Consider the following 20867-nt stretch of genomic DNA (forward strand, 5'->3'; position numbering starts at 1 on the left):
TTGTAAAAGCGTGTAATAGATCGCCTATATCACTTAATTAATCTCCCTTCCTGCCGTTACTATATAGAGTAACCGTTACCCAAAAAGCTATTAATCAATGTCGACACTTTCTATTGCAATAGGTGCAACCAGTCTTTCGCTCATCTTGGCGTTTATCTGGATGTTCTCGTTATCCTTGAGACGCAAGAGGATGGAGCAAGAGCGTCTTGAGCGTGAAGCTGCCTACCGACGTGCTATTGAAAAAGCGCGTCAACAAGAAAGGCAAGAGCGTGTTTATAAAGCGGAAACGGGCCATGTACCTACAATTTTGTATTTAGCGAAAGAAGCCGAACGCAAGAATGTGAAAGAAGCGCTGTATTGGTACCATAAAGGTGCGCAGTTGGATAACGTCACGGCGATGTACGGCATTGTTCGTCTCAGTGATAAAAAGCGCGAAGACTTGGTATTACGTGAGCAAGCAAACTATTGGCGCCTTTGTATTGCTGGTACTGAAGGGGATTCTCATGCCAAATTTGAGGCTGCGAAGGCTTTAATTTATGGGCGAGGTACCGAGCGCAATATTCCCAAAGGTGTATCTACCATCCAAGAAGTTGCTGAAGAAGGAAATTTAGAGGCCATTCTCTATATGGGCGACTGGAGTATTTCTCCTGATAACCCAACACCATCGCCTAAACAATCGACTCTTTGGTTTGAAAAAGCCGCGGAAAAGCAAAGTGAAGAGGGCATGACCAAACTGGGTCTGAATTACCTAAATGGTGTTGGTGTTGAACAAAATACTGACAGAGCTTGCTATTGGTTAGAACGTGCGGCTGAGAAAGGCAATGTGGAAGCTATGTATTATGCAGGTGAAGCATGGCGAGACATTAAGCCTAATGGCGCTGCTATCGCTTATATTTGGCTGTTTATGTCCGCCTATTTAGGTTATGAGGCTGCAAAATCAGCAAGAGACTCGGTGGGTTCGACATTAGGAGTGGACTCCGTCGTGGGACTTCAATCGTTAGCAAAACCCGTCATTAAAAAACTTCAGTTTGGGCCGATGGTGAAACATTCGCTAATCAAGGCATTAAACAAGCTTTATAAAAGAGAATTACCTCTTTTTGCACTTGAAGATGCAGACACTTTGAATAAAGAGCAGCCAAATACGGAATCTTCAGAGAGTCAGCAAACGACCTCCGATAATGACACCTCAATGCAAGTGAATGAATCTGATTACAATTACTCCAACTATCACACATCTTACTCCAATCAGTAATCGTATTTATGGTATGAATTCATCGTTAATGATTAACGTGGTTTCATTTATGATTAAATTGAATCAAAAATAGGTGTATAATCTATTTTTGTTATCGATTTGAGAATATTTTGTTCCGTAAATTAGCTTGTGGTTCAATTATGATGTGATGCTCATCACTTCAAACTCTACTTTGACATTCCTCTGACAAAAATGATGCTCAACAAAATATGCTGAGCTCAGTTTTAGTGTGGCGTCTAAGGATGCTTGGCAGTGGCCTAAACGCTCGCACGTTAAATTAATGCCTTTTGGCATTCCTGTTCTATACGGAGCTTTTCATGAAAACTTTTAAAATGACATTAGCGGCGGCACTTGTTGCTGCTGTAGCCCTTCCTGCAAGCGCAAACTACGTTGACGTTCGTGGTGCTTACAAAACAGAAGCTAAAACTTACGAAACTCGTGTACGCGCTGGTTTTGACTTTGCAGAAGATTGGCAAATCCACCTTGAAGGTACTCAAGCTCAAGGTGATAAACTGTTTAGCAATTCTGGTAAAAGCGTTGCTGCTTTCGAAACAGAACTAAACTACAACTGGGCAATTAACGATAACTTCACGTTAACTCCTGGTTTCGTATACTGGAACGGTTCTGACCACATGGAATATCGTCCATACCTAAAAGCAACGTATGCTGAAGGCAACTTCTATACTGCAGCTCGTTACCGTTACCAAGCAGCGTCTAGCAGCACAACTCCAGGTGTTAAGACAAATGACACTAACCAAGTTGACCTATGGGTTGGTTACAACCTAAACGACTTCGCACTTGAGTATAACCCTGCTTACATCAACCAAAAAGACGGTGGTGCATACACGGGCAATGGTAAAGATCAAGCGGATACCAAATGGGAACACACATTCCAAGTTAAGTACACTGGCTTTGAATCATGGGCTCCATACGTAGATTATCAAATTCTTGATAAAACATATGCGAATGCACAATACACGGATTTCAAAACAGAAAACCGTATCCGTGCAGGTGTAACGTTTAACTTCTAATCGTTACCGAATACATTGTCGCTTGGCGACAAACCGAATTGAAAAGGCAGCACATAGTGCTGCCTTTTTTAATCTTTATAACCCGCCTTTGTTTAACTCTCTTTCAGATGATGTACCATCTGCTGTCTTAACCATGTAATGGCAGAGTTGTGACTCATTTTACTTGGCCAAACCATATAGGAATCAAAGGTTTTAGTTTCAAATGGGAAAGGAAAAGTTTGCAGTTGGAATATATCGCTATACTGCTCCGCAACAGATAAAGGTATGACCGCAATCGCTTGTGAATTGGATACTGAAGGAAGCATTCCAAGCAATGAAGAGTGTTGGCTAAATACTTTTCGTGGTGGCAATACTTCGCTGACCAACCATTCCACAAATGTGAGATTGTGGCGCCTGATATTCAGTAGAACATGACTTTCGGTCATATAGTTGGATTTATCGAATTTACCTTGCTGTATGCGTGGATGATTCTTACTGGCGACGCACGTTAGCCCTTCACTGTGCAGTAATTCTGATTGAAATACTTTGCTGTCTGATGGCGACACATCAATAACTAGATCCACTTTCTCCATCTGAAGATCTTCGTAGATTCTGGCATCTTTGGGAGGAAGTTCTTTTAAGATGATCTCGATATTTGGATAGGTAGTACAGACATGGAGACGTTTCTGAAGCCTTAACATAGCGGCTTCATGACAATACACGACGAATGTACGTTGTGTTTTCTTTGGATCAAACGCTTCTAGACCTTGAATCACTTTCTCTATACTCATGATATGGTCATGGGTCTGCTCATACAGTTCTTTGGCATAGCGTGTCGGTTTGATGCCTCGGCCTGTTCTCGAGAATAGTTCTTTGCCAACATTTTCTTTAAGGCGTGTCAGCGCATTGCTCACCGCAGATTGCGTCAGGTCGAGTTGCTCTGCTGATTTGGTCACAGATTCTGTTTCGTAAGTAGAAATAAACACTCGCAGTAAGTTTAGGTCGAACTTCTTGTTAGGTTTGCTTTCTAGCTTTTTATTGTCCATAGCAACGTCCTGTGTCGTTGTCTGTTAATCGAGAGTTTTCTTGAATCTAAAGGCGGCAACAATAAGACCGACGACGGTAAATCCAGCCAGCCAGACGGTATCACGCCATACGTCAGACAAATCAGCGCCACGTAAAATAATGCCGCGTATCATGCGCATAAAGTGAGTAGCTGGTAAAGCTTCTGCGACCCATTGGGCGGCATTCGGCATCGCTTCATAAGGAAACATAAATCCAGAGAGCAAGATAGAAGGCAGCAAGATAAACACGGTCATTTGCATGGCTTGCAACTGAGTCTGCGCGATGGTTGAAATCACCAAACCCAAAGTTAAGCTAGCGGCTATAAATAGCAAACTTCCCATCAGAATTTGACTCACTTGACCATTTATGGGAACGCTGAAAATCGCCCAACCGAGTCCTAAAATAATGAAGATCTGAATCAGTCCGATAAAGATATAAGGGACTATCTTACCGATCATTAACTCAAGGGAATGAATAGGAGTGGTGATTAACAACTCCAGATTGCCTCGTTCGCGTTCTCGCACGATGGCTGCACTGGTAAATAAAATCATCGTCATTGTCAGTATCACACCTAAGAGTCCAGGGACAATATTCACTGCGGATCGGCGACTTGGATTATAGAGTAGGGTTGCTTCGAAGGTTTTTGGAGAGCTTGGCTGGTAGCCTGCAATCGAAAACTCTTTGATAGGCATGTTTTGCAAACCCAAAAGCGCAGAACTGATCATAGTATCGGAACCGTCGACCAGCCATTGGCCTAGTGTCTGCTTATGAGTAATACGTTGCGTTAGGTTGTTAGGTAAGATTAACGCCGCACGTACCACACCCTCACGAATGGCAACTTCTGCTTCCTCAACCGTTGGATATTGCGCTTTAACGGTGACTACCTGAGTGACCTTGACGGCTTCAACAATAATTCGCCCTGGGGCTGATTGGCTTTGATCAACGATCGCAATCGGAATATTCCGCACGTCCGTATTCATTGCAAATCCAAATAAAATAAGCTGAATGAGCGGTATCATGACAACCATCCCAAACGTAATGCGATCCCTTGAGAGCTGACGAATTTCTTTGACCATTATGGCGCTCATGCGCGTTAAGCTTTTCATTGTCTGCCCTTACCTGTGACGGAAACAAAGACATCTTCTAAACTTGGTCTTGCCGGTGTGAGCTCAGCTTGAGCTAAATCAGGGAAGCGCGTTTTAAGCCACAAGATGGGGTCAGCGACGGATTGATAGATCAGTACACGTAAGCGAATTCCTAACTGAGCTGCAGATCGAACCTCTTCACAAGCGACGAGCTTCTCTTTCAATGCTCGTAATTGGGGCGCTCGCACTTCTACAATGTTGACTCCCATATTATTCATCAGCACTTCTGGCTCATCGTCTGCACGCATTTCTCCCGCTTCCATAATGGCTAATCGATGACAACGCTCAGCTTCATCCATATAGTGGGTGGTGACTAGGATAGTGGTGCCTTGATCACTAAGATCAAACAGTTGTTCCCAAAATTCTCGACGATTCTCAGGATCCACGGCTGAAGTCGGCTCATCCAAAAAAAGCAGTTCTGGTCTGTGCATGGTCGCAGCCGCAAGGGATAAACGCTGTTTTTGGCCACCACTCATGCCGCTGACTCGTTGTTTCTTGAGGTTGGACAGACCGTAGATACTCAGTTGCTCTTCTATTCTGTTGCTACAAAAAGAGCGGTTCATTCCGAATATTTGCCCAATAAACTGCAAGTTCTCCTGAACAGAAAGATCGTCATACAAAGAGAATTTCTGTGTCATATAACCAATCTTTAATCTCAGTTGTTCTGACTGTTGGGGAATATCCAATCCCAAAACATTAACGGTGCCCTCGGTAGGACTAAGCAGGCCTGTTAGCATGCGAATAGTGGTCGATTTCCCGCAACCATTGGGCCCTAGAAACCCATAAATACTGCCTTTGGGAACCGACAAGTTAATGCCATTGATGGCTGTAAAGTCACCGAACTTTTTGGTGATATTGGTTGCTGTAACGGCAATCTCGCTCATCTACTTCAGCCCCGCTAAGTCAACTTGAGCTGGTACTCCGGTAGGAAGTGTTTGAGCACTGTCGGGTAAGTCGATCTCTGCCAGATACATCAAGCGTGAGCGCTCATCTTCAGTTAGAGCATAATAAGGGGTGAATGATGGATCGGATGCGACCCAACGAACTGTGCCAGTTAGTATTTGCTCTAACCCGTCCACATGAACAGGCACTTCAAGACCAGGGACAAACTTCACCCTGACTGAAGAAGGAACATAGACACGCGCGTAGGGTACCCGGTCTGCTAGCACCACGGCAACAAAGGAACCAGTAGCGACTCGTTCGCCAAGATTGTATGGCAGGTTATCAAGCACGCCATCACGTGTCGCGACGATAGTGAGCTCATCCAACTGCTGGGTTTGTAATGCAACGTCGGCCTTTGCAGCAGCCAAGGCAGCTTCTGCTTGTGTGATATCCTCGGGTCGGGTACCGGCTGTCAGCTTTGAGAACTCTTCTGTTGCCGAGTTTAGCTCCGCTCTTGCTGAGTCGCGGTTAGCCAACGCTTGGTCCTTTTGCGATTGACTTGCGAGTTTTTTGCGCACTAACTCTTCTGCTCGAGAGTAGTTCTTTTCCGCTTCGATCAATCGAGCTTGGGCCATATCTACTTTAGCTTGCGCAGCTGCAATATCTTCAGGTCTTTCACCATTGGTTAGGCGAAGTAAGTAAGCACTGGCTTTTGCTTCTTCAGCTATCGAATGAGCCAATACGGCTTCTTGTCGTTTGGTGTCTAAGCGAACTAGAACATCTCCTGTTTTTACCATACTCCCTTCACGAATAGGCAATTCACGAATGATTTCATTCGCGGTAGAAGAAAATGTAATGCGGTCTCGCTCAAGTGTACCTAGTGCTTTGCCATTGTCGTCACTTTGGCATCCCACCAGAGAAAACAAGATAGAGAAAACAATGAACAACGACCGTTTCATAGAAAACCCTCAAATATCACTTATATAGTCAATATTAGAAGCCAGTTGATTATTTTCTAGCTAATTTTCATAAAGTTATGAAGTCAAGACGTTTTGGATATTGGTATTCGTTGGGAGGTGAGATAGTGATTAATTTCAGGGGGAGTCTGACAAGCTGTCAGATGGGGAGCAGAATATGATTACTTTGGCGCGGATCTTTTTAACCAGTTGTTAAACCTAACATATAGTTTTTATTGATTGTTTGACACAAAGTCACGTCCTGACATTTCATTGCACTTTCTGACTAGTACCTGTCATCTGTATTCCGTAAATTAACGCTTAGTTCAATAAAATCAAGCAATACGGTGAACTTGGTTTGTAGGGAAATTCTGCAACAGTCACGGATAAGACAGCATCAAACATGAAAGACCAACTAACGATTTCAGTTTCAACCATTAACGGCTCCAAGCACTGGCAGTTGAGTAAATCGATGCGCCGGAGCTTAAAAAGCTTGCTTGGAGTCAGTGTTGCGGTGGTGTTTGGCGGCGCGTTGCTTATTCAACACCTTTATCAAGTTGTGGATTACGCTGAGCTCAAACAAAAAGAGCTTGCCAGTGAGTCGCAAACATTGGGTGACGAACTGGCAAATTTGCAGGACCTGAAACAAACCTTAGAGAACGACCTATCTGATAGAGAAGAGCGCATAGCGTTAGTCTCTGAACGACTTTCTGATTTAGAGAAAGTACTGGGAGTGTCTGACCAAGGCGGTGATATTGAGTTGGAGTCCCGTCTGGATGCTGCGGCAATCCACTCTAATATCCGAATGGTGATGTTGACCCAGATCCCGAGCGGTTCGCCCGTGGGGAAACATCGAATGTCGTCTCAATTTGGCAAGCGTACTCATCCTGTGACCGGGAAAGTTAAAATGCACCGAGGGCTGGATTTTGCTGTGAACACAGGCACATCAATCTACGCACCTGCAGACGGCGTGGTTGAGGTAACGAGGCGCAGTAGTAAAGGCTCTGGCAACTTTCTTCGACTGCAACATTCATTCGGCTTTTCCAGTTCTTACTCACATCTTAAGAGCTTCAAAGTTAAGAATGGGCAATTTGTCCGTAAAGGGGATTTGATCGCCATTTCCGGCAACACAGGTCTGTCATCTGGACCGCATTTACACTATGAAGTTCGCTTTGTTGGGCGAGCGCTAAACCCTAGGCCTTTTGTGGAATGGGGTGTACATGAATTTGAAGATATCTTTAAAAAGGAACGAGGAATACGATGGGAATCTTTAGTAAAAACAGTGGAACAAAGAGTCGCTCAGCAGCTGCAACTCTCATCGCCAAAGGCTGTACTATTAGCGGAAAACTCAAATTAGAAAGTGATATTCAAGTCGATGGAATCGTCGATGGACAAGTTCACGTCGAAGGCTCATTAGTTGTTGCTGAGTCGGGACGAGTGAAAGGTGAAATATTCGCAAAGCAGTTAATTGTTAACGGTATTGTCGAAGGCAATTGTCATGCGGAGCATATTCAGATTCTCGCTAATGGTCGAGTTAAGGGCAAAGTCTGGAGTAACAACTTGAGTATTGAACCGGGCGGTAAATTCTTTGGCGAAACGGCAGAGTTTCCGGATGATGAAGTAGTGAGTCTAAAATCAAAAGAGACGACGGAAACAAAATTGCCAATCAACCCGAAAAGTGGTCCAAAAAACGACATTAAAAAGAGCGCTTAAGCACGAAAGGTGCGGCTCCCTTGCTGCACCTCAATCTTCTGGAACTACAACCTTAATTTCTCAATTTGTGATAACGATAGTTATCCATTGTTGATATTAATCAATCAACCTTCAGTATAACCCTTTCGTATAGTAGGGACATCAGTTAGAAGAGTTACAATTCGCCTAATACAGCTCATCTGAATGAGCTCGGAAGTAGTATAATTAAATAATACCTTTGACTAAAAGTGAAAGGATCTGAGCATGTCTAGGCAAAACAATAAGTCTTCTGAAAGCCGTCGCAGATTTCTACGTGACGCAGCGAGAACAGCTGTTGGTGTTGGCGCTGCGGCGACTTTACTAGGGTTACAATCCAAGCAAGGGCAAGCAAAAACCAGTGGAGGAGTGCCTATTCGGCCACCTGGAGCGCTTGCTGGCGACCAATTTGACCAAGCGTGTTTGCGCTGCGGTTTATGCGTCCAGGCCTGTCCGTACGATACGCTAAAGCTTGCAACCCTTTTATCTCCTGTAGCATCAGGAACGCCATATTTTACCGCCCGTGATATTCCTTGCGAAATGTGTGAGGACATTCCTTGTGTGGTGGCGTGTCCAAGTGGTGCGCTTGATCATTCACTTACTAATATCGACGACTCCCGTATGGGGCTCGCGGTACTTATTGACCATGAAGAGTGTTTGAACTGGCAGGGGTTGCGCTGCGATGTTTGTTATCGAGTGTGTCCGGTCATCGATAAAGCAATTACCCTTGAGCCAATTCGCAACCAGCGCACTGGTTACCATGCCAAGTTTATTCCAACGGTTCACTCTGACCACTGTACAGGCTGCGGTAAATGTGAGCAGGCATGTGTTACCGATGTACCTGTCATAAAGGTTGTGCCTATTGAACTCGCTAAAGGCCATATGGGCGACCACTATCAGCTTGGATGGGAAGAAAAGGTAGAACTTCGCGATGGTACCTTCCCTGAAACACCAGAGATAGCGCCGAGTGAGCACATCCGCATTAATGACGGGAGGAAATAACCATGGCTAAGAATCGCGCAAAAGATGCGGGTAAAGATGCGATAAAAGAGCTTGGCTGGTGGAAGGCACATCGTTTTTTGATTTTAAGAAGGTTATGCCAACTGGCCATCATAGGTCTATTCATGGTGGGGCCAACATGGGGAATTCTTGAAGGCAACCTATCATCCAGCATGTTATTTGGGGTGATTCCTCTCAGTGATCCACTCCTCGTGATGCAAACATTGGCCACAGGGCACTGGCCAGAAGTGAACGCTCTCATTGGTGTTGCCATTGTTGTTGTGTTTTACGCTCTTATTGCTCCTCGTGCGTTCTGTGCTTGGGTTTGCCCTCTCAATATGGTCACCGATTTAGCAGCGTGGATGCGACGTAAACTAAATCTTAAGGCAAGTTATAAATGGTCTCCAAAACTTCGCTATTGGTTGATTCCGGTGATTCTACTGGGTAGTGCTGTTTCTGGTTCACTGTTGTGGGCGTGGATTGATCCTGTGGCATCGTTACATCGTGGATTGGTATTTGGGATGGGTGCTGGTTGGATACTGATTCTATTGGTTTTCTTACTTGATCTCGTTTTGGTTGAACACGGTTGGTGCGGGCATTTGTGCCCACTGGGTGCAACTTACGGCGTCATCGGTCGTAAGAGCGTTATCAGAATTAAAGCAACTCACCGCGAGGCGTGCACTAAATGTATGGATTGTTATAACGTGTGCCCTGAACCCGATGTTCTTAGGCAGCCCCTTAAACAGGGGGACAGACGTGTTATGAGCCAAGATTGCATTAGCTGTGGGCGCTGCATTGATGTTTGTGCTGAAAAAGTACTCGAGTTTACTGCGAGTTCAAAGCAAGACCATAGTTAGAAGTCATAAGTTATGGAACGTCGCGTCTAGGCTCTGTAACGTTCCATTCTAAAAGTTTGCTGCTTTTTACTTTTCTATCAATGGCGTGTTTGTGAATATTGGCTAGGGACACATAAGCGGCTAATAAGATGCTGAGCATGATCATACCTTTAAATTACTGGTCAACATGTCGAAGATGACACTGTTCATTTACGATGAATACCACCCAAGCACTATCGTTCCATACTGAGTCTTTTTCTGGAGTCCAAACTGTGCAGTCCAAGGTCGTGGTGTCGCTGTAGTTTACGGTGAGGTCAAAATTCATAAGATCTTTTGACATATTTATTTGTTTGAAGTCACCGTGTGACGAGATATCAATAGGCGGCGATTGTTGACCAATGTGAACCGCGGTTTTACCTATATGCTTGTGAACATCAAGATCTAGGATAAAAACGGGCACTTTGCCGTCCACGGGTTGAACGTTGGGTTGGTGTAGAGCGTATAGTTGATAGTCATCGGTGTCGGTATTACCTAGACTAAAAACCCAATAGCGAGCTTTATCCACTAGTTCAATTTGAGTATTAGCTAGCACCTGCTGTTCATTTCGACTTATAAGTTCAATGTTTAACAAGTTAACCAAGTCGTCTGTGTCTCGAAATTGTACGGTTTTCGAGTAACCGATATGACGAGAGTACTGGTTTTTCAACAAGTCATGTTTCTCTCCCTTTAGAGACATAGCAATTACGTCAGTTTCAGTGTATTCACTGGGACTAGCGATAAAGTCAAATGTACGAATAACCATACTTTGAGGTTGCGGTAGGGTAGCTTCTGGATTAGTTGGACTACTTCCTCCACACCCAAGTAACGTACTGACGGTTCCAAGGGTAACAAAACAAAACAACGAGCGTAGTACATTCATAGAGTTTCTCTTAATTGAAAATGGTCTTCGAGTTTACTTAGGCGACGAAATCCAGACTCTTGATATACAGAGCCATTTTGGGACATCGAAAAGGTTGGCTGATATTAATCCAGCTTGGTTTTCTATCTATTACTGAAACGGAATAGTGCGTTTCCATAAACAGCAGCGTTTCTTCAATAACAGTATTCCAGCGTTGATCCTGTCTAACGATAAGTTGGCTAGACTTTGGGTAAAATTTCCATTTAGTCGTACTTAACTGAGGGCAAATATAAACCTGACCCAAATGGTCAACGATAACCTCACCTTCAAGTCTATTAACACGAAATTTCTTATTTACGTCATCCTTGGTATCAGTGTGAATTTTAATAGCATAGATAAACGGCATATATAACCTACAGCTGTGTTTGTTCCTCAGGAGAACCTGATAAAAGTTGTTTAAGCATTTCCCAAAAATGTAGTCACATTATTGGATAGAATTGGTAACGACTAAATATACAGTCTTGGATCGCGTATACTTAGATCAATGCCGTCCATATAAGCAGCTAGCCTCTGTGGCGAATCGATGCGAATCTTGCCTCTATATAACGTAACAAGATGATTTCTCTCTAGTTCTTTCATTACTTCATTTACCCGTTGGCGTGCGATACCTGTCATGTCACTTAATTGTTGTTGTGACACTGAAATTTCGACCATCGATTCTTTGGTGTTCATATGAGCCAATATATCTATCAACTGATAAACAATTCTTTCTGTGATGTTCGCGCTATATATCAACTGGCTTTGTAGCCATTTCTCTTTTGACTCAAACGTTAATGAATAAAACCACTTGTAGATTTCAGCATTTTTTTCACATATTGGACGCAAGCGTTGGTTACTAAAATGAATAATGCTACAAGGTTCTATTTCAATAAATATAAAAGGCAACAAAGAGGCATTGGGGTCAATATAATTTCCGAACCAGCCATCTTGACCCACTAATAGGCAATTTGCAGTTTTTAAATTTGGAGTTTGTATACAAATCGCTAATGTTCCACTTTCTATAAAGTTGATGCCTCTATTTATGAGACTTGAGCTTGCCAACGCAGGGTCTTCGATTGAAATTCGCTGGGCTACAGAAACTAGTTCTTGTGACAACTCTGGCGACAACGACGTCGTCCATCTCAATTGTTCAACCGCTATCGTCTTTGTCATAACCGCCTCTGCTTATATCTTCTTATAGATTATAGAGGCTTACGGACATTATGAATGCGTTTCTTGCCGTCGTTGAGGGAGAGTGTATAGGGGAATGTAGAGAAGAAGTATCCGGTGGCGGACACTTCTAGCAATTAATTTGATTAAAGTGATGTATTGAGTTCGAAAACACCTATGACCGGCAGAATGGAATAGCATCCTAGTAGGGGATGATGGCTACTGAGCTATATCCAACATGTTGTCTTTTACACCATTGGTTCTGAACCAACCTGCGATGCTAAAACGCTCGCGGTGAGTTGGCAGTACTTCGTGAGGGAACTGCTCTGAGAAAAACACAAATAATCGGCCTGATTTTGGTTTGATTCGCGTCAGCTCATTGTCATCTAAGTCGTAGACAACTAAATCACCACCATCTTGCTCTGTCCATTCATCGTTCATGTAGAACACTGTCGTCAAACGGCGATTCTCGTTACCGCGGAAGCAATCTAGGTGTTTCTGGTAGAAATCACCCTTTTCATATTTTGCAAAGTGCGCTTCATATTCAAATAGGCCCAAGAAAAAATTCTGGTTTGCGGCTTGGCGAATGATCTCCATCTTACTAAGAAATTGTTGAACTGGTTCACCAAGATCGCTCGATAGCCAGCAGATTTTGTCACTGCGAATTGCGCTTTCACGCATGACTTCGTCGTTGCGACCGATACACGCTTTTTTCCAGTTCTCTGGCAGACACTCTTTGAGCGCATCAACTTGATCGGGAGACAGAAAATCGTCCCAAATGTAATAGCCTTGAGAGAATAAAGAATCGATGAGCTTTTGCATGATAAGCGCCGCCGTGGTTATAAGAAACAGGAGGCGCTTTATAGATAATTAACCCGTTGTCATCAAATCTGTTTTTTTGTCGTGACGATTAACACGGTTATGCTCTGGACTCTGACAAAACGGTCAGAGCCTAAGGCGTGATTAAAGATCGATTCTAAAGACCGATGTTGTACCACTGACTTCATTACCGACGGCAATGAAGTGGTTGCCCTGACGTGTGAAGTACTCGATGGATTCAGGCCCAAGATCGCCTGCCTTTGGGTTGTATTGGTCATTATCGCAATCGCCATCATCTACTTGAGTGCAAACTGACTGGGAGAAGTCACGGTTATTAACGTAGGTGATAAACAGGGCTTGTGCAGGTTCTGTAACATCATAGACCATAATGCCGCCATGACGTTCTAAGCCAATGAACGCGTAGTGACGACCATTAATATTTGCAACTTCAATGGCTTCTGGCTCGACACCTTTATCATCACTGCGGTCATCTGCGGAGTTGTTATTATCATTAGTGCTGTTGAAGTACTTCGCTTCCTTTATGAATACAATATTGGCAAATTCATCGCCACTGTCATAAACCCGTTCACCCGTTTCATTCCAGATAGAGAAGGAGCGAGCGCCAAAGGCTTGCACTTTTTCATCTGCTGCCAATGTTTGGTTTGACTTGATCACTTTAAGGCGTGCTAATTGTGCGTTGTCTTTTAGAGCGATTGCCAGAGGATGATTCGGATCCACTTTGAGCTTTTTGCCACGAACCTCATCAACGTAAGCGATACAGAAGTCTTGCTTGTTAGTGTAGTCCTCAGCATTTTGCTGTTCGTCACCGCCCCACTTGAAACCTTGTTTATCACATTGTTGTTGTGTGGTGTTGAAACCATACTCACGGCCATCACCTTCATTCGCAGTCACAACATAAGTTTCGCCATTTACGCTATAGCTAGCTATGCTGTCGGGCATATACAGGCCTTCTAACATTGGGTAGCTCTTCAAGTTGCCCACAATGTTGTCTTTATTAGAGGCATCAAGCTTCTCTGTTTGCCAAGATTTGCCACCTAAGCCAACGATACTTTTAACACTCGCTGAAGCAACATCAATAGTCGCCATCGCATTGTTTTCTTGAAGAGCTACATAGAGCGAGCCTTTATCATCAAACGTTAAATATTCCGGCTCTAAGTCTTGAGCAACAGTCGCGTTAGGATGAGAGATGCGAACTTTAGAGCTAAGTTCTGAGTGACGAGATTGGCCCTGATTAAACTCGCGAAAATCAATTTGAGTCACTACTGCTTTTTGAGGTCCATTGTTTAGGTCGACCAAAGTGACAGATCCTTCTGGGTCGACAGAGTAGTCTGCGTTGGGTTCACCTTCGTTTGCACTAGCAAGGTAACGGCCGTCTTTGGAGAAGCTGACCATGTCTGGCAGTGAGCCTGCTTGGTAGGTGGTAATGAGCGCTAAGGTATCGGAGCGATACAAGGCAATAATGCCTTTGTCTTGCTTATTACTATTCTCGATAGCGACAGCGACCAGTCCTTCATGAGCCGATACACTATTCGCTGCGCCAATTTTAATGCCGGATTGCTGTGCTGCGGATACTAGATCAATCTGACCTGTCGAACTTGGCTTACCTTGTTTATCAAGCGAAAGTACATCGACTTTCTTTGCTTGTGCATTGACCACATACAGCTTGTCGGTGCAGCTATCGTAACTGACAATCTCTGCGGCAGATGTACCAAACGGGGCATCTGCGATGGATGTGCCGACCAAGGTAAGACCGGAAATCGACATTTCTGAAGGTTCAGGGACAACTGATGTTTTACATTGAATATTAAACGCCTCAACGGCATTGAAAGCTGTCTTTGAAGAAGAGTTTGATGCACATCCAGATAGTGCGATGCTTGCTACGATAACCGAAGCAAAAGTGGTTCTAAGCGAGTTCATATTTCCTCCTTGAATAATTAACTCGCCGAGGATAAATATATTTTGTTACGTTTGTGTGTAGTTAAATAAATAATCCATGTGAAGTATTTAAATTTATTTCTCGTAACTGAGTGATAAAAAAGCCGCTGTTAAACAGCGGCATTGGAAAGGGGGATAAAATAAAGTGATACTATTCACTTGTCGAGAAAGCACCTTCCCAAACGATTCGGCGGTAGCGCTCAGGGTTTGTGTCACCTTCCGTACTGAAGAGTAGGACTACCGATTCTTCATTAAGGCCAACATTACCGTCGTGTTTCACAATTTCGTTTAGTGCCCCGAGAGTAATCGCACCAGACTCACCGCTGGTAATCGCTTGATCGCCTGCGAGTGGGTTACCATACATGCGCATTCCGGTTGCTGAGACCTTATCTTCAACGGCGATAAAATAGCGGCTGCAATCTCTTAAAATAGGCCATGTAACAGGATTTGGTTCACCACAAGCTAAACCTGCCATGATAGAGCTAAGATCGCCAGTAACATTAACCATATTACCTGCTTCGCTTGTACCAGAGCGATAGATACAATCTGCGGCTTTTGGCTCTGCAATGATAGTGTCAAACTTAGTTGGGTCCAATCTATCTGCTAGGTAACCTAGTACTCCACCGGCCATCGCTCCTACACCCGCTTGGAGAATAACATGGCTAGGTGCTTCAAAACCAAGTTGCTCGATTTGATCCACGGCTTCATCAGCCATTGTCATATAACCTTGTGAAATCCAAGTTGGAATTTCTTCATAGCCATCCCAAGCAGTGTCTTGAACCAACATCCAACCATTGGCCTGAGCCGTGTCATTCGCAAGTCTAACGGTATCGTCGTAGTTAACTTCAGTAACAATACATTCTGCACCAAGGCCACGAATACGGTCGACACTTGCTTGTGGAGAGCCCTTCGGCATATATACAACCGCTTGCTGCCCCATTTCACGAGCGGCCCATGCAACGCCAGTACCATGGTTACCTGCGGTCGCGGTTGCAAAGGTTAGTGGTGCTTCCAGTTTGGAGGAAACCGTTTTTAGGTCGATCTCTGCAATATCAACATTAAGGTGTTTTGCTAATTGACGTCCCAGAGCGTATGAGCCACCCAAGACTTTGAAAGCGTTAAGCCCAAAACGCTTAGATTCGTCTTTCACAAGTATGGCTTTGACACCTAGTTGCTGTGCTAGTGCTGGTAAAGAAACGAGAGGTGTTGGTTGGTAGCCGTCGATCTGAGAATGAAAGGCACGGGCTTGTTTGGCTTGCTCAACACTAAAGAGTTCGCTTTTATTTCCTGAAAAGAATGAGTTTTTAGATAGATTTAGCATAGGGCACACTTAATGGATAAAGTTGAGAGAAAAAAGGTCATCGAGAGGGTATGACCTTTTCGTAGTATTTTATTTGATGACGTAAGCGATCGCTTCTACTTCAACAAGCGCATCTTTTGGCAATCTTGCAGCCTCTACGCATGAGCGAGAAGGGGCATTTTCTGTACCAAATACTTCTGTGTACACTTCGTTAAAGGCAGCGAAGTCTTCCATGTTAGATAGAAAACATGTTGTTTTAACAACTGTCTCCATTGAAGCGCCAGCCTCTTCCAGTACTGCTTTTAGATTTGCAAGTGACATGCGTGATTGCTCTGTAATGCCGCCCTCGACAAAATCCATTGTTTTTGGATCAAGTGGAAGTTGACCAGATGTAAACACTAAATCTTGGAAAACAGTGCCTTGAACATAAGGGCCAATAGCTGCTGGTGCGTTGTCAGTATGTACTTTAGTTTTCATTTTTAATCTCTTGCCTCTTTAACTTCTAACATCGGAAGTGAATGTTAGCAAACTTCATTTCCGATTAGGTAACTTTAGTTAACTTTATTGACGTATGTCATTTTGAGAGTGGCTTTTTTATTCAAGATAAAATCAACTCTTGGTAACTATATGACTACTTTTATTCCGATTGGTCAATGGTAAAGTTAACTATATGTCACTTTTGTGAGGTTTAGATCACGATTTTACCTCTAAATAACGTCATTCAGTGAACTATAGTTAACCTTGTGTCTGTGGTCACATTATTTAACTTAAATGTCAGTAAACTGCCCTCATACCGTTCACAAATATTAACTATAAGACTTAATTGCTCCACAGCTAAGTCTAATAAGAACAAGCAAAGAGGCTCCAATGAACAATTTTCTGAATCGTGGGTTTGACCAATCTGAATTTGAACACCGTACCCAACGTGCTCAAAAAGTCATGCATGACAAGAAGCTGGATGCAATGATTTTTACCACCGAGCCAAATGTTCGTTACTTTACTGGCTTTCATACGCAGTTCTGGCACAGCCCAACTCGCCCATGGTTTGTAATCGTGCCAGCGGAAGGCAAACCAATCGCGATTATTCCAGAAATCGGTGCCAGTGGTATGGCAGGTACTTGGATTGACAACATCATTACTTGGCCATCGCCTCGACCAGAAGATGACGGCATTAGTTTGGTAGCCAGTGCCTTGAACTCATTGCCGTGTCGTCATGGCCGAGTTGGTGCGACATTGGGTATTGAATCCCACTTACGTATGCCAGTGAATAACTACCTACAACTGACCACCATGGTTAAGAAAGACTTTGTTGATGTGTCTTTAGAGATGCATGAGCTTCGTCAAATAAAGTCTCAAGCAGAGATTGAAAAAACACGAGAAATCTGTCGCATCACCAATGTTGGTTTCAAAAAGGTGCCGGAATATGCGAAAGCAGGGATGACGGAGCGTGAGATTTGCAAACAGTTCCGTATTGACATGCTGTTAGAAGGTGCCGATGAGTGCCCGTACATTATTGCAGGCTCAGGGCCGGACGGTTACGACAGCATCATTATGGGCCCAACAGACCGCATTATTGAGCCGGGCGACGTGTTGATCATTGATACCGGTGCCGTTCGCGACGGTTACTTCTCTGACTTTGACCGTAACTGGGCATTTGGACATGCGAGTGAGCAGACAAAAGCGGCATACCGAGCGACTTATGAAGCGACGACAAAAGGTTTTGAAGCCGCGAAGCCAGGCGCGACAACGACTGATATCTATAACGCGATGTGGAAAGTACTAGAAGCGAACGGTGCACTGGGTAATGACGTGGGTCGTCTGGGTCATGGTTTGGGCATGGAGCTGACAGAGCGTCCATCAAATACGGCGACGGATAACACCATTTTGAAGCCAGGCATGGTGATGACGCTAGAGCCGGGCATGGTTTACGCACCGGGTAAATCTATGGTTCACGAAGAAAACATTGTCATTACCGAAGATGGTGCGGAGTGGCTATCAGAGCGTGCGGAACCTGAACTGATCATTATCGATTAATCCCCCCAAAGTGCTTCTCTGTCTGCCTGATATTCAGGGAAGCACCTAGACGAGAAAACAATATGGAAACCTTACAAGAGTTTAAAGATTGGGAAATTACCCTGTCGCATACACAAGCCCCTCGGATTGATCGGGTGCATATCGGGTTAGTTCAACTCAGCACTGACCATTCGCTAGAAATGGATTGGGCAAAGTTATTGGGAACGCAGGCGGGCGTATTTAGTTCTCGTGTTTATTACAGCAGTGAAATGACGCCGGAAGCGCTGGATCAAATTGCCACGGGTATCAGTGAAGCATCGGATCTGATAGCAACGGGTTTACCAATGGATGTGATGGCCTTTGGCTGTACCTCTGCCTCAATCATTATTGGGGAAGAAAAGGTTGGACAGCTGCTCACGAAAAACCGTGGGGATATCCCAGCTACTAATCCATGGACTGCTGCTCAAGCTGCATTTAGGCACTTAGGCGCACGCAAGATCGCCGTATTTTCTCCTTATCCAACAGAGGTGAACTTCCCTCTCTACAACCAATTGACGGCTGCTGGGTTTGAGGTATGCATTTTAGGCTCATTGGGGATCGAGAAGGATACCGACATTACCAAGATCTCCAAAGCATCCATGTTGGAGGCATTAGAAACTATCTTACCTGAATCGGGCGCAGACCTTGTGTTTATGTCCTGCACCAACCTTCGCGTTCTAGATCATATCCAAGAAATTGAAGACAAGTTCAACATCCCGGTTGTTTGTAGCAACTCGGCTATGTTTTGGCATGCCATGCACCTAGTTGGTAAGAAAGCTCAATGTCCAGGTTACGGAAAATTACTAAATCTATAGGAAAGAACAATGAGTAATACAGTAAAAGGCTGGATCGCAGCCATATTTATCGGTTTGTTATGGGGTATTCCATGGATTGTCGGTACGCCAATCTTAGAAGTTATGGACGCTCAAGTGCTAGTTTGGGTTCGTTATACTGTTGCTTTCATGACCCTTTTTGTCATTATCAAGGTGAGCAACGCGATTGGTAAGCCACAGAAAAAAGTCGACTTTAAACTTAATTGGGAAAATCGCCATGATATCTTTTGGGCTGCTTCTTGTGGGATTATTGGTCAGGGCGCATTTAGTTTCCTGTCGTTTCTTTCTTTGGACTATATCACTGCATCTGAAAATGGCGTTATACAGGGGTTAATCCCAATTATCATCCTTTGCGTGGGCTTTCTGCGCCACGGCGAGAGATTTACCGTACTGCAAATTGTAGCGGCGGTAGGCGCATTTGCAGGTGTGGCGATTCTAGTCATGGACCCATCTGTCGAAGGCAGCGGTTTTAACATTGGTCACTTAATCTGTTTTGCCAGTGCAGCGAGTTTCTCAACAATGGCTTATGCACGGGCTAAGCTTGCAGAGAAATACGGTTCAGTTGCGACCATGTATCATCAGTTCGTATTCGCAGCGATTGGCTTCGGGATCTACTTACTATTTGTTGGTGCGGACTTCTCTTCTGCTCTAGGTATTTTCTCTTCGCCATTGCGTATTATTTGCATCACTATTTTGGGTGTCGGTATTTCTGGTATCAGTTACCTAATTTATATCTATGCAATGGAAAGAGTAGGTGTAGACGGGACAGGTATGGCGCTGAACTTAATGCCATTATCTTCGTTTGTGCTTGCCGTTTTCGCTCTCGGTGAAGCGGTGACGCCAATGAGATTGATAGCCATTGCTGTCGTTATTGGCTCCATGATGATGTTTATGAAATTTGCTCACAAAAAAGAGCCAGAAGTTGAAGCAAAACTGGCTGAGAGTAATTAACCATGACAAACACTGCTAAGGGATGGATTGCAGCGATTTCAGTTGCGTTGTTGTGGGGTACCGAGGGCTCTTTAGCAACCTTGCCTCTCAGCGTCATTGATGCGAAGGTCCTGGTATGGCTACGCTACGTGATTGCTTTTGCTGTATTATTCATCGTCTTGGCAGTGTCTCTTTTCTTTGGACAGTCGCCAACAAAATCAAGGCAAGTTTTTCGGTTTAGTTGGCAGAATCGTAGAGATGTTTTGAAACTATTTTTATGTGGTGTCGTTGGCCAAGGATTATTTAGCTTTTTCTCTTTTCTTTCCCTTGATTACATTACTATTTCTGAAAATGGAGTTATTCAAGGGCTAGTCCCTATTGCCATTCTATTGATGGGTACGCTGTTCTATAGCGAGCGGTTTACCTTGACTCAGATGGGGGCTGCGTTTATTGCTCTTGTTGGGGTGACGTTATTGGTCTTCTCACCTTCAAGTTCGCAACAAGGATTGAATATTGGTCATTTCATTTGCTTGTTGAGCGTGGTGAGTTTTGCTTCGGTGACTCACCTACGGGCACAATTGGCTCAGAAGTACGGCGGGGCTCAGACAATGTTTTACCAATTCGGTTTTGCTGCTCTGGGGTTCTTCTTTTACCTACTCTTCGACGGAGTAAATTTTAGCAGTATCCAGTTATTACTTACCCCTTCTTATAAACTGCTCTGCGTAATGATATTAGGAACTTGTGTATCCGGATTAGGCTATCTGGTATACATCTATGGTATTGAGAGGGTTGGAGTTGATGGGAGCAGTATGGCTTTAAACTTAATTCCAGTATCTGCCTTCTTAATTGGAACTTTTGTTTTTAATGAAGAGCTGACAATACTTAGAGTGGTAGCAATGGGACTAATTGTTGGCGGTATGGTTATTTTTGTTAGGCCTTCGTCCAAGAAGCATCAAGTGGCTTTAAGCGTCAACAATTGAAAATTAAGCCTCACTTA

Annotated in this window: 22 protein-coding genes; 10 read left to right on the plus strand and 12 right to left on the minus strand. The window is 44.0% G+C overall.

Going from position 1 to position 20867, the window contains the following annotated elements:
* Positions 1 to 97 precede the first annotated feature (97 nt).
* Positions 98 to 1252, plus strand: coding sequence for a tetratricopeptide repeat protein (locus JKJ11_RS24555; protein ID WP_006070102.1), 1155 nt, complete (start codon positions 98 to 100; stop codon positions 1250 to 1252).
* Between the two features lie 317 nt (positions 1253 to 1569).
* Positions 1570 to 2283 carry an oligogalacturonate-specific porin KdgM family protein gene (locus tag JKJ11_RS24560; protein WP_252039477.1) on the plus strand — a complete coding sequence of 238 codons (714 nt, stop codon included), beginning with the start codon at positions 1570 to 1572 and terminating at the stop codon, positions 2281 to 2283.
* 92 nt (positions 2284 to 2375) lie between these two features.
* Here the strand turns inward: JKJ11_RS24560 and JKJ11_RS24565 are convergent, their stop codons facing one another.
* From JKJ11_RS24565 to JKJ11_RS24580, 4 genes are read right to left on the minus strand one after another with little or no spacing between them, the layout of a single operon-like run.
* Positions 2376 to 3308, minus strand: coding sequence for a LysR family transcriptional regulator (locus tag JKJ11_RS24565; RefSeq protein ID WP_063604787.1), 933 nt, complete (start codon positions 3306 to 3308; stop codon positions 2376 to 2378).
* 24 nt (positions 3309 to 3332) lie between these two features.
* Positions 3333 to 4433 (minus strand): ABC transporter permease, encoded by a 1101-nt coding sequence (locus tag JKJ11_RS24570; RefSeq protein WP_240205740.1) that lies wholly within the window; start codon positions 4431 to 4433, stop codon positions 3333 to 3335.
* Entirely contained in the window at positions 4430 to 5356 is a 927-nt protein-coding gene (locus JKJ11_RS24575; protein ID WP_006070098.1) for an ABC transporter ATP-binding protein, read from the minus strand. The genes JKJ11_RS24570 and JKJ11_RS24575 overlap by 4 nt, the downstream gene beginning before the upstream one ends.
* On the minus strand, positions 5357 to 6313 hold the full coding sequence (locus JKJ11_RS24580; RefSeq protein ID WP_124941692.1) for an HlyD family secretion protein: 957 nt from the start codon (positions 6311 to 6313) through the stop codon (positions 5357 to 5359). It lies immediately after the preceding gene.
* A gap of 400 nt (positions 6314 to 6713) precedes the next feature.
* Between JKJ11_RS24580 and JKJ11_RS24585 the strand changes: the two genes are divergently transcribed.
* The 4 genes from JKJ11_RS24585 to napH all read left to right on the plus strand — a co-directional run bounded on the left by JKJ11_RS24585 (position 6714) and on the right by napH (position 9894).
* Positions 6714 to 7667: a M23 family metallopeptidase gene (locus JKJ11_RS24585; RefSeq protein ID WP_006070096.1), complete on the plus strand. Its 954-nt coding sequence runs from the start codon at positions 6714 to 6716 to the stop codon at positions 7665 to 7667.
* Positions 7571 to 8023: a bactofilin family protein gene (locus JKJ11_RS24590; protein ID WP_081411526.1), complete on the plus strand. Its 453-nt coding sequence runs from the start codon at positions 7571 to 7573 to the stop codon at positions 8021 to 8023. The genes JKJ11_RS24585 and JKJ11_RS24590 overlap by 97 nt, the downstream gene beginning before the upstream one ends.
* Before the next feature lie 243 nt (positions 8024 to 8266).
* Positions 8267 to 9040: a ferredoxin-type protein NapG gene (gene napG, locus JKJ11_RS24595; protein WP_006070094.1), complete on the plus strand. Its 774-nt coding sequence runs from the start codon at positions 8267 to 8269 to the stop codon at positions 9038 to 9040.
* A 2-nt stretch (positions 9041 to 9042) separates the two neighbouring features.
* Positions 9043 to 9894: a quinol dehydrogenase ferredoxin subunit NapH gene (gene napH / locus JKJ11_RS24600; protein WP_198558585.1), complete on the plus strand. Its 852-nt coding sequence runs from the start codon at positions 9043 to 9045 to the stop codon at positions 9892 to 9894.
* 10 nt (positions 9895 to 9904) lie between these two features.
* Here napH and JKJ11_RS26055 read toward each other — a convergent pair whose 3' ends face one another.
* From JKJ11_RS26055 to JKJ11_RS24635, 8 genes are all read right to left on the minus strand, one after another.
* Complete coding sequence (locus JKJ11_RS26055) at positions 9905 to 10033, minus strand: hypothetical protein (protein ID WP_269458204.1); 129 nt, start codon at positions 10031 to 10033, stop codon at positions 9905 to 9907.
* A gap of 15 nt (positions 10034 to 10048) precedes the next feature.
* The gene (locus tag JKJ11_RS24605) at positions 10049 to 10792 is read right to left on the minus strand and encodes a hypothetical protein (RefSeq protein ID WP_252039478.1); all 744 of its coding nucleotides are present in this window, start codon (positions 10790 to 10792) and stop codon (positions 10049 to 10051) included.
* 37 nt (positions 10793 to 10829) lie between these two features.
* Entirely contained in the window at positions 10830 to 11177 is a 348-nt protein-coding gene (locus JKJ11_RS24610) for a hypothetical protein (protein ID WP_252039479.1), read from the minus strand.
* 101 nt (positions 11178 to 11278) lie between these two features.
* Complete coding sequence (locus tag JKJ11_RS24615) at positions 11279 to 11983, minus strand: Crp/Fnr family transcriptional regulator (RefSeq protein WP_006070090.1); 705 nt, start codon at positions 11981 to 11983, stop codon at positions 11279 to 11281.
* A gap of 216 nt (positions 11984 to 12199) precedes the next feature.
* Positions 12200 to 12802 carry a 2OG-Fe(II) oxygenase gene (locus tag JKJ11_RS24620; RefSeq protein WP_006070089.1) on the minus strand — a complete coding sequence of 201 codons (603 nt, stop codon included), beginning with the start codon at positions 12800 to 12802 and terminating at the stop codon, positions 12200 to 12202.
* Positions 12803 to 12943: 141 nt separating this feature from the next.
* On the minus strand, positions 12944 to 14737 hold the full coding sequence (locus JKJ11_RS24625; protein WP_252039480.1) for a choice-of-anchor I family protein: 1794 nt from the start codon (positions 14735 to 14737) through the stop codon (positions 12944 to 12946).
* Between the two features lie 169 nt (positions 14738 to 14906).
* Complete coding sequence (gene dpaL / locus JKJ11_RS24630; RefSeq protein ID WP_006070087.1) at positions 14907 to 16076, minus strand: diaminopropionate ammonia-lyase; 1170 nt, start codon at positions 16074 to 16076, stop codon at positions 14907 to 14909.
* A gap of 69 nt (positions 16077 to 16145) precedes the next feature.
* Positions 16146 to 16532: a RidA family protein gene (locus tag JKJ11_RS24635; protein ID WP_006070086.1), complete on the minus strand. Its 387-nt coding sequence runs from the start codon at positions 16530 to 16532 to the stop codon at positions 16146 to 16148.
* 390 nt (positions 16533 to 16922) lie between these two features.
* On the opposite strand from JKJ11_RS24635, the gene JKJ11_RS24640 reads away from it, so the two are divergent.
* The 4 genes from JKJ11_RS24640 (at position 16923) to JKJ11_RS24655 (ending at position 20850) form a co-directional block, all read left to right on the plus strand.
* Positions 16923 to 18089 (plus strand): M24 family metallopeptidase, encoded by a 1167-nt coding sequence (locus JKJ11_RS24640; protein ID WP_006070080.1) that lies wholly within the window; start codon positions 16923 to 16925, stop codon positions 18087 to 18089.
* Positions 18090 to 18151: 62 nt separating this feature from the next.
* Complete coding sequence (locus JKJ11_RS24645; protein ID WP_062463906.1) at positions 18152 to 18922, plus strand: maleate cis-trans isomerase family protein; 771 nt, start codon at positions 18152 to 18154, stop codon at positions 18920 to 18922.
* 9 nt (positions 18923 to 18931) lie between these two features.
* Entirely contained in the window at positions 18932 to 19891 is a 960-nt protein-coding gene (locus tag JKJ11_RS24650; RefSeq protein ID WP_062463904.1) for a DMT family transporter, read from the plus strand.
* A gap of 2 nt (positions 19892 to 19893) precedes the next feature.
* Positions 19894 to 20850: a DMT family transporter gene (locus tag JKJ11_RS24655; protein WP_124941699.1), complete on the plus strand. Its 957-nt coding sequence runs from the start codon at positions 19894 to 19896 to the stop codon at positions 20848 to 20850.
* Positions 20851 to 20867: the final 17 nt, after the last annotated feature.

The organism is Vibrio sp. SCSIO 43133 (genome assembly GCF_023716845.1).
Classification (GTDB): Bacteria; Pseudomonadota; Gammaproteobacteria; order Enterobacterales; family Vibrionaceae; genus Vibrio; species Vibrio mediterranei.

Bases quoted from the DNA above. Each gene is read 5' to 3' on its own strand.
- JKJ11_RS24555 (WP_006070102.1), top strand. From the start codon at position 98: ATGTCGACACTTTCTATTGCAATAGGTGCAACCAGTCTTTCGCTCATC.
- JKJ11_RS24560 (WP_252039477.1), top strand. From the start codon at position 1,570: ATGAAAACTTTTAAAATGACATTAGCGGCGGCACTTGTTGCTGCTGTA.
- JKJ11_RS24565 (WP_063604787.1), bottom strand. From the start codon at position 3,308: ATGGACAATAAAAAGCTAGAAAGCAAACCTAACAAGAAGTTCGACCTA.
- JKJ11_RS24570 (WP_240205740.1), bottom strand. From the start codon at position 4,433: ATGAAAAGCTTAACGCGCATGAGCGCCATAATGGTCAAAGAAATTCGT.
- JKJ11_RS24575 (WP_006070098.1), bottom strand. From the start codon at position 5,356: ATGAGCGAGATTGCCGTTACAGCAACCAATATCACCAAAAAGTTCGGT.
- JKJ11_RS24580 (WP_124941692.1), bottom strand. From the start codon at position 6,313: ATGAAACGGTCGTTGTTCATTGTTTTCTCTATCTTGTTTTCTCTGGTG.
- JKJ11_RS24585 (WP_006070096.1), top strand. From the start codon at position 6,714: ATGAAAGACCAACTAACGATTTCAGTTTCAACCATTAACGGCTCCAAG.
- JKJ11_RS24590 (WP_081411526.1), top strand. From the start codon at position 7,571: ATGGGAATCTTTAGTAAAAACAGTGGAACAAAGAGTCGCTCAGCAGCT.
- napG (WP_006070094.1), top strand. From the start codon at position 8,267: ATGTCTAGGCAAAACAATAAGTCTTCTGAAAGCCGTCGCAGATTTCTA.
- napH (WP_198558585.1), top strand. From the start codon at position 9,043: ATGGCTAAGAATCGCGCAAAAGATGCGGGTAAAGATGCGATAAAAGAG.
- JKJ11_RS26055 (WP_269458204.1), bottom strand. From the start codon at position 10,033: ATGCTCAGCATCTTATTAGCCGCTTATGTGTCCCTAGCCAATATTCAC.
- JKJ11_RS24605 (WP_252039478.1), bottom strand. From the start codon at position 10,792: ATGAATGTACTACGCTCGTTGTTTTGTTTTGTTACCCTTGGAACCGTC.
- JKJ11_RS24610 (WP_252039479.1), bottom strand. From the start codon at position 11,177: ATGCCGTTTATCTATGCTATTAAAATTCACACTGATACCAAGGATGAC.
- JKJ11_RS24615 (WP_006070090.1), bottom strand. From the start codon at position 11,983: ATGACAAAGACGATAGCGGTTGAACAATTGAGATGGACGACGTCGTTG.
- JKJ11_RS24620 (WP_006070089.1), bottom strand. From the start codon at position 12,802: ATGCAAAAGCTCATCGATTCTTTATTCTCTCAAGGCTATTACATTTGG.
- JKJ11_RS24625 (WP_252039480.1), bottom strand. From the start codon at position 14,737: ATGAACTCGCTTAGAACCACTTTTGCTTCGGTTATCGTAGCAAGCATC.
- dpaL (WP_006070087.1), bottom strand. From the start codon at position 16,076: ATGCTAAATCTATCTAAAAACTCATTCTTTTCAGGAAATAAAAGCGAA.
- JKJ11_RS24635 (WP_006070086.1), bottom strand. From the start codon at position 16,532: ATGAAAACTAAAGTACATACTGACAACGCACCAGCAGCTATTGGCCCT.
- JKJ11_RS24640 (WP_006070080.1), top strand. From the start codon at position 16,923: ATGAACAATTTTCTGAATCGTGGGTTTGACCAATCTGAATTTGAACAC.
- JKJ11_RS24645 (WP_062463906.1), top strand. From the start codon at position 18,152: ATGGAAACCTTACAAGAGTTTAAAGATTGGGAAATTACCCTGTCGCAT.
- JKJ11_RS24650 (WP_062463904.1), top strand. From the start codon at position 18,932: ATGAGTAATACAGTAAAAGGCTGGATCGCAGCCATATTTATCGGTTTG.
- JKJ11_RS24655 (WP_124941699.1), top strand. From the start codon at position 19,894: ATGACAAACACTGCTAAGGGATGGATTGCAGCGATTTCAGTTGCGTTG.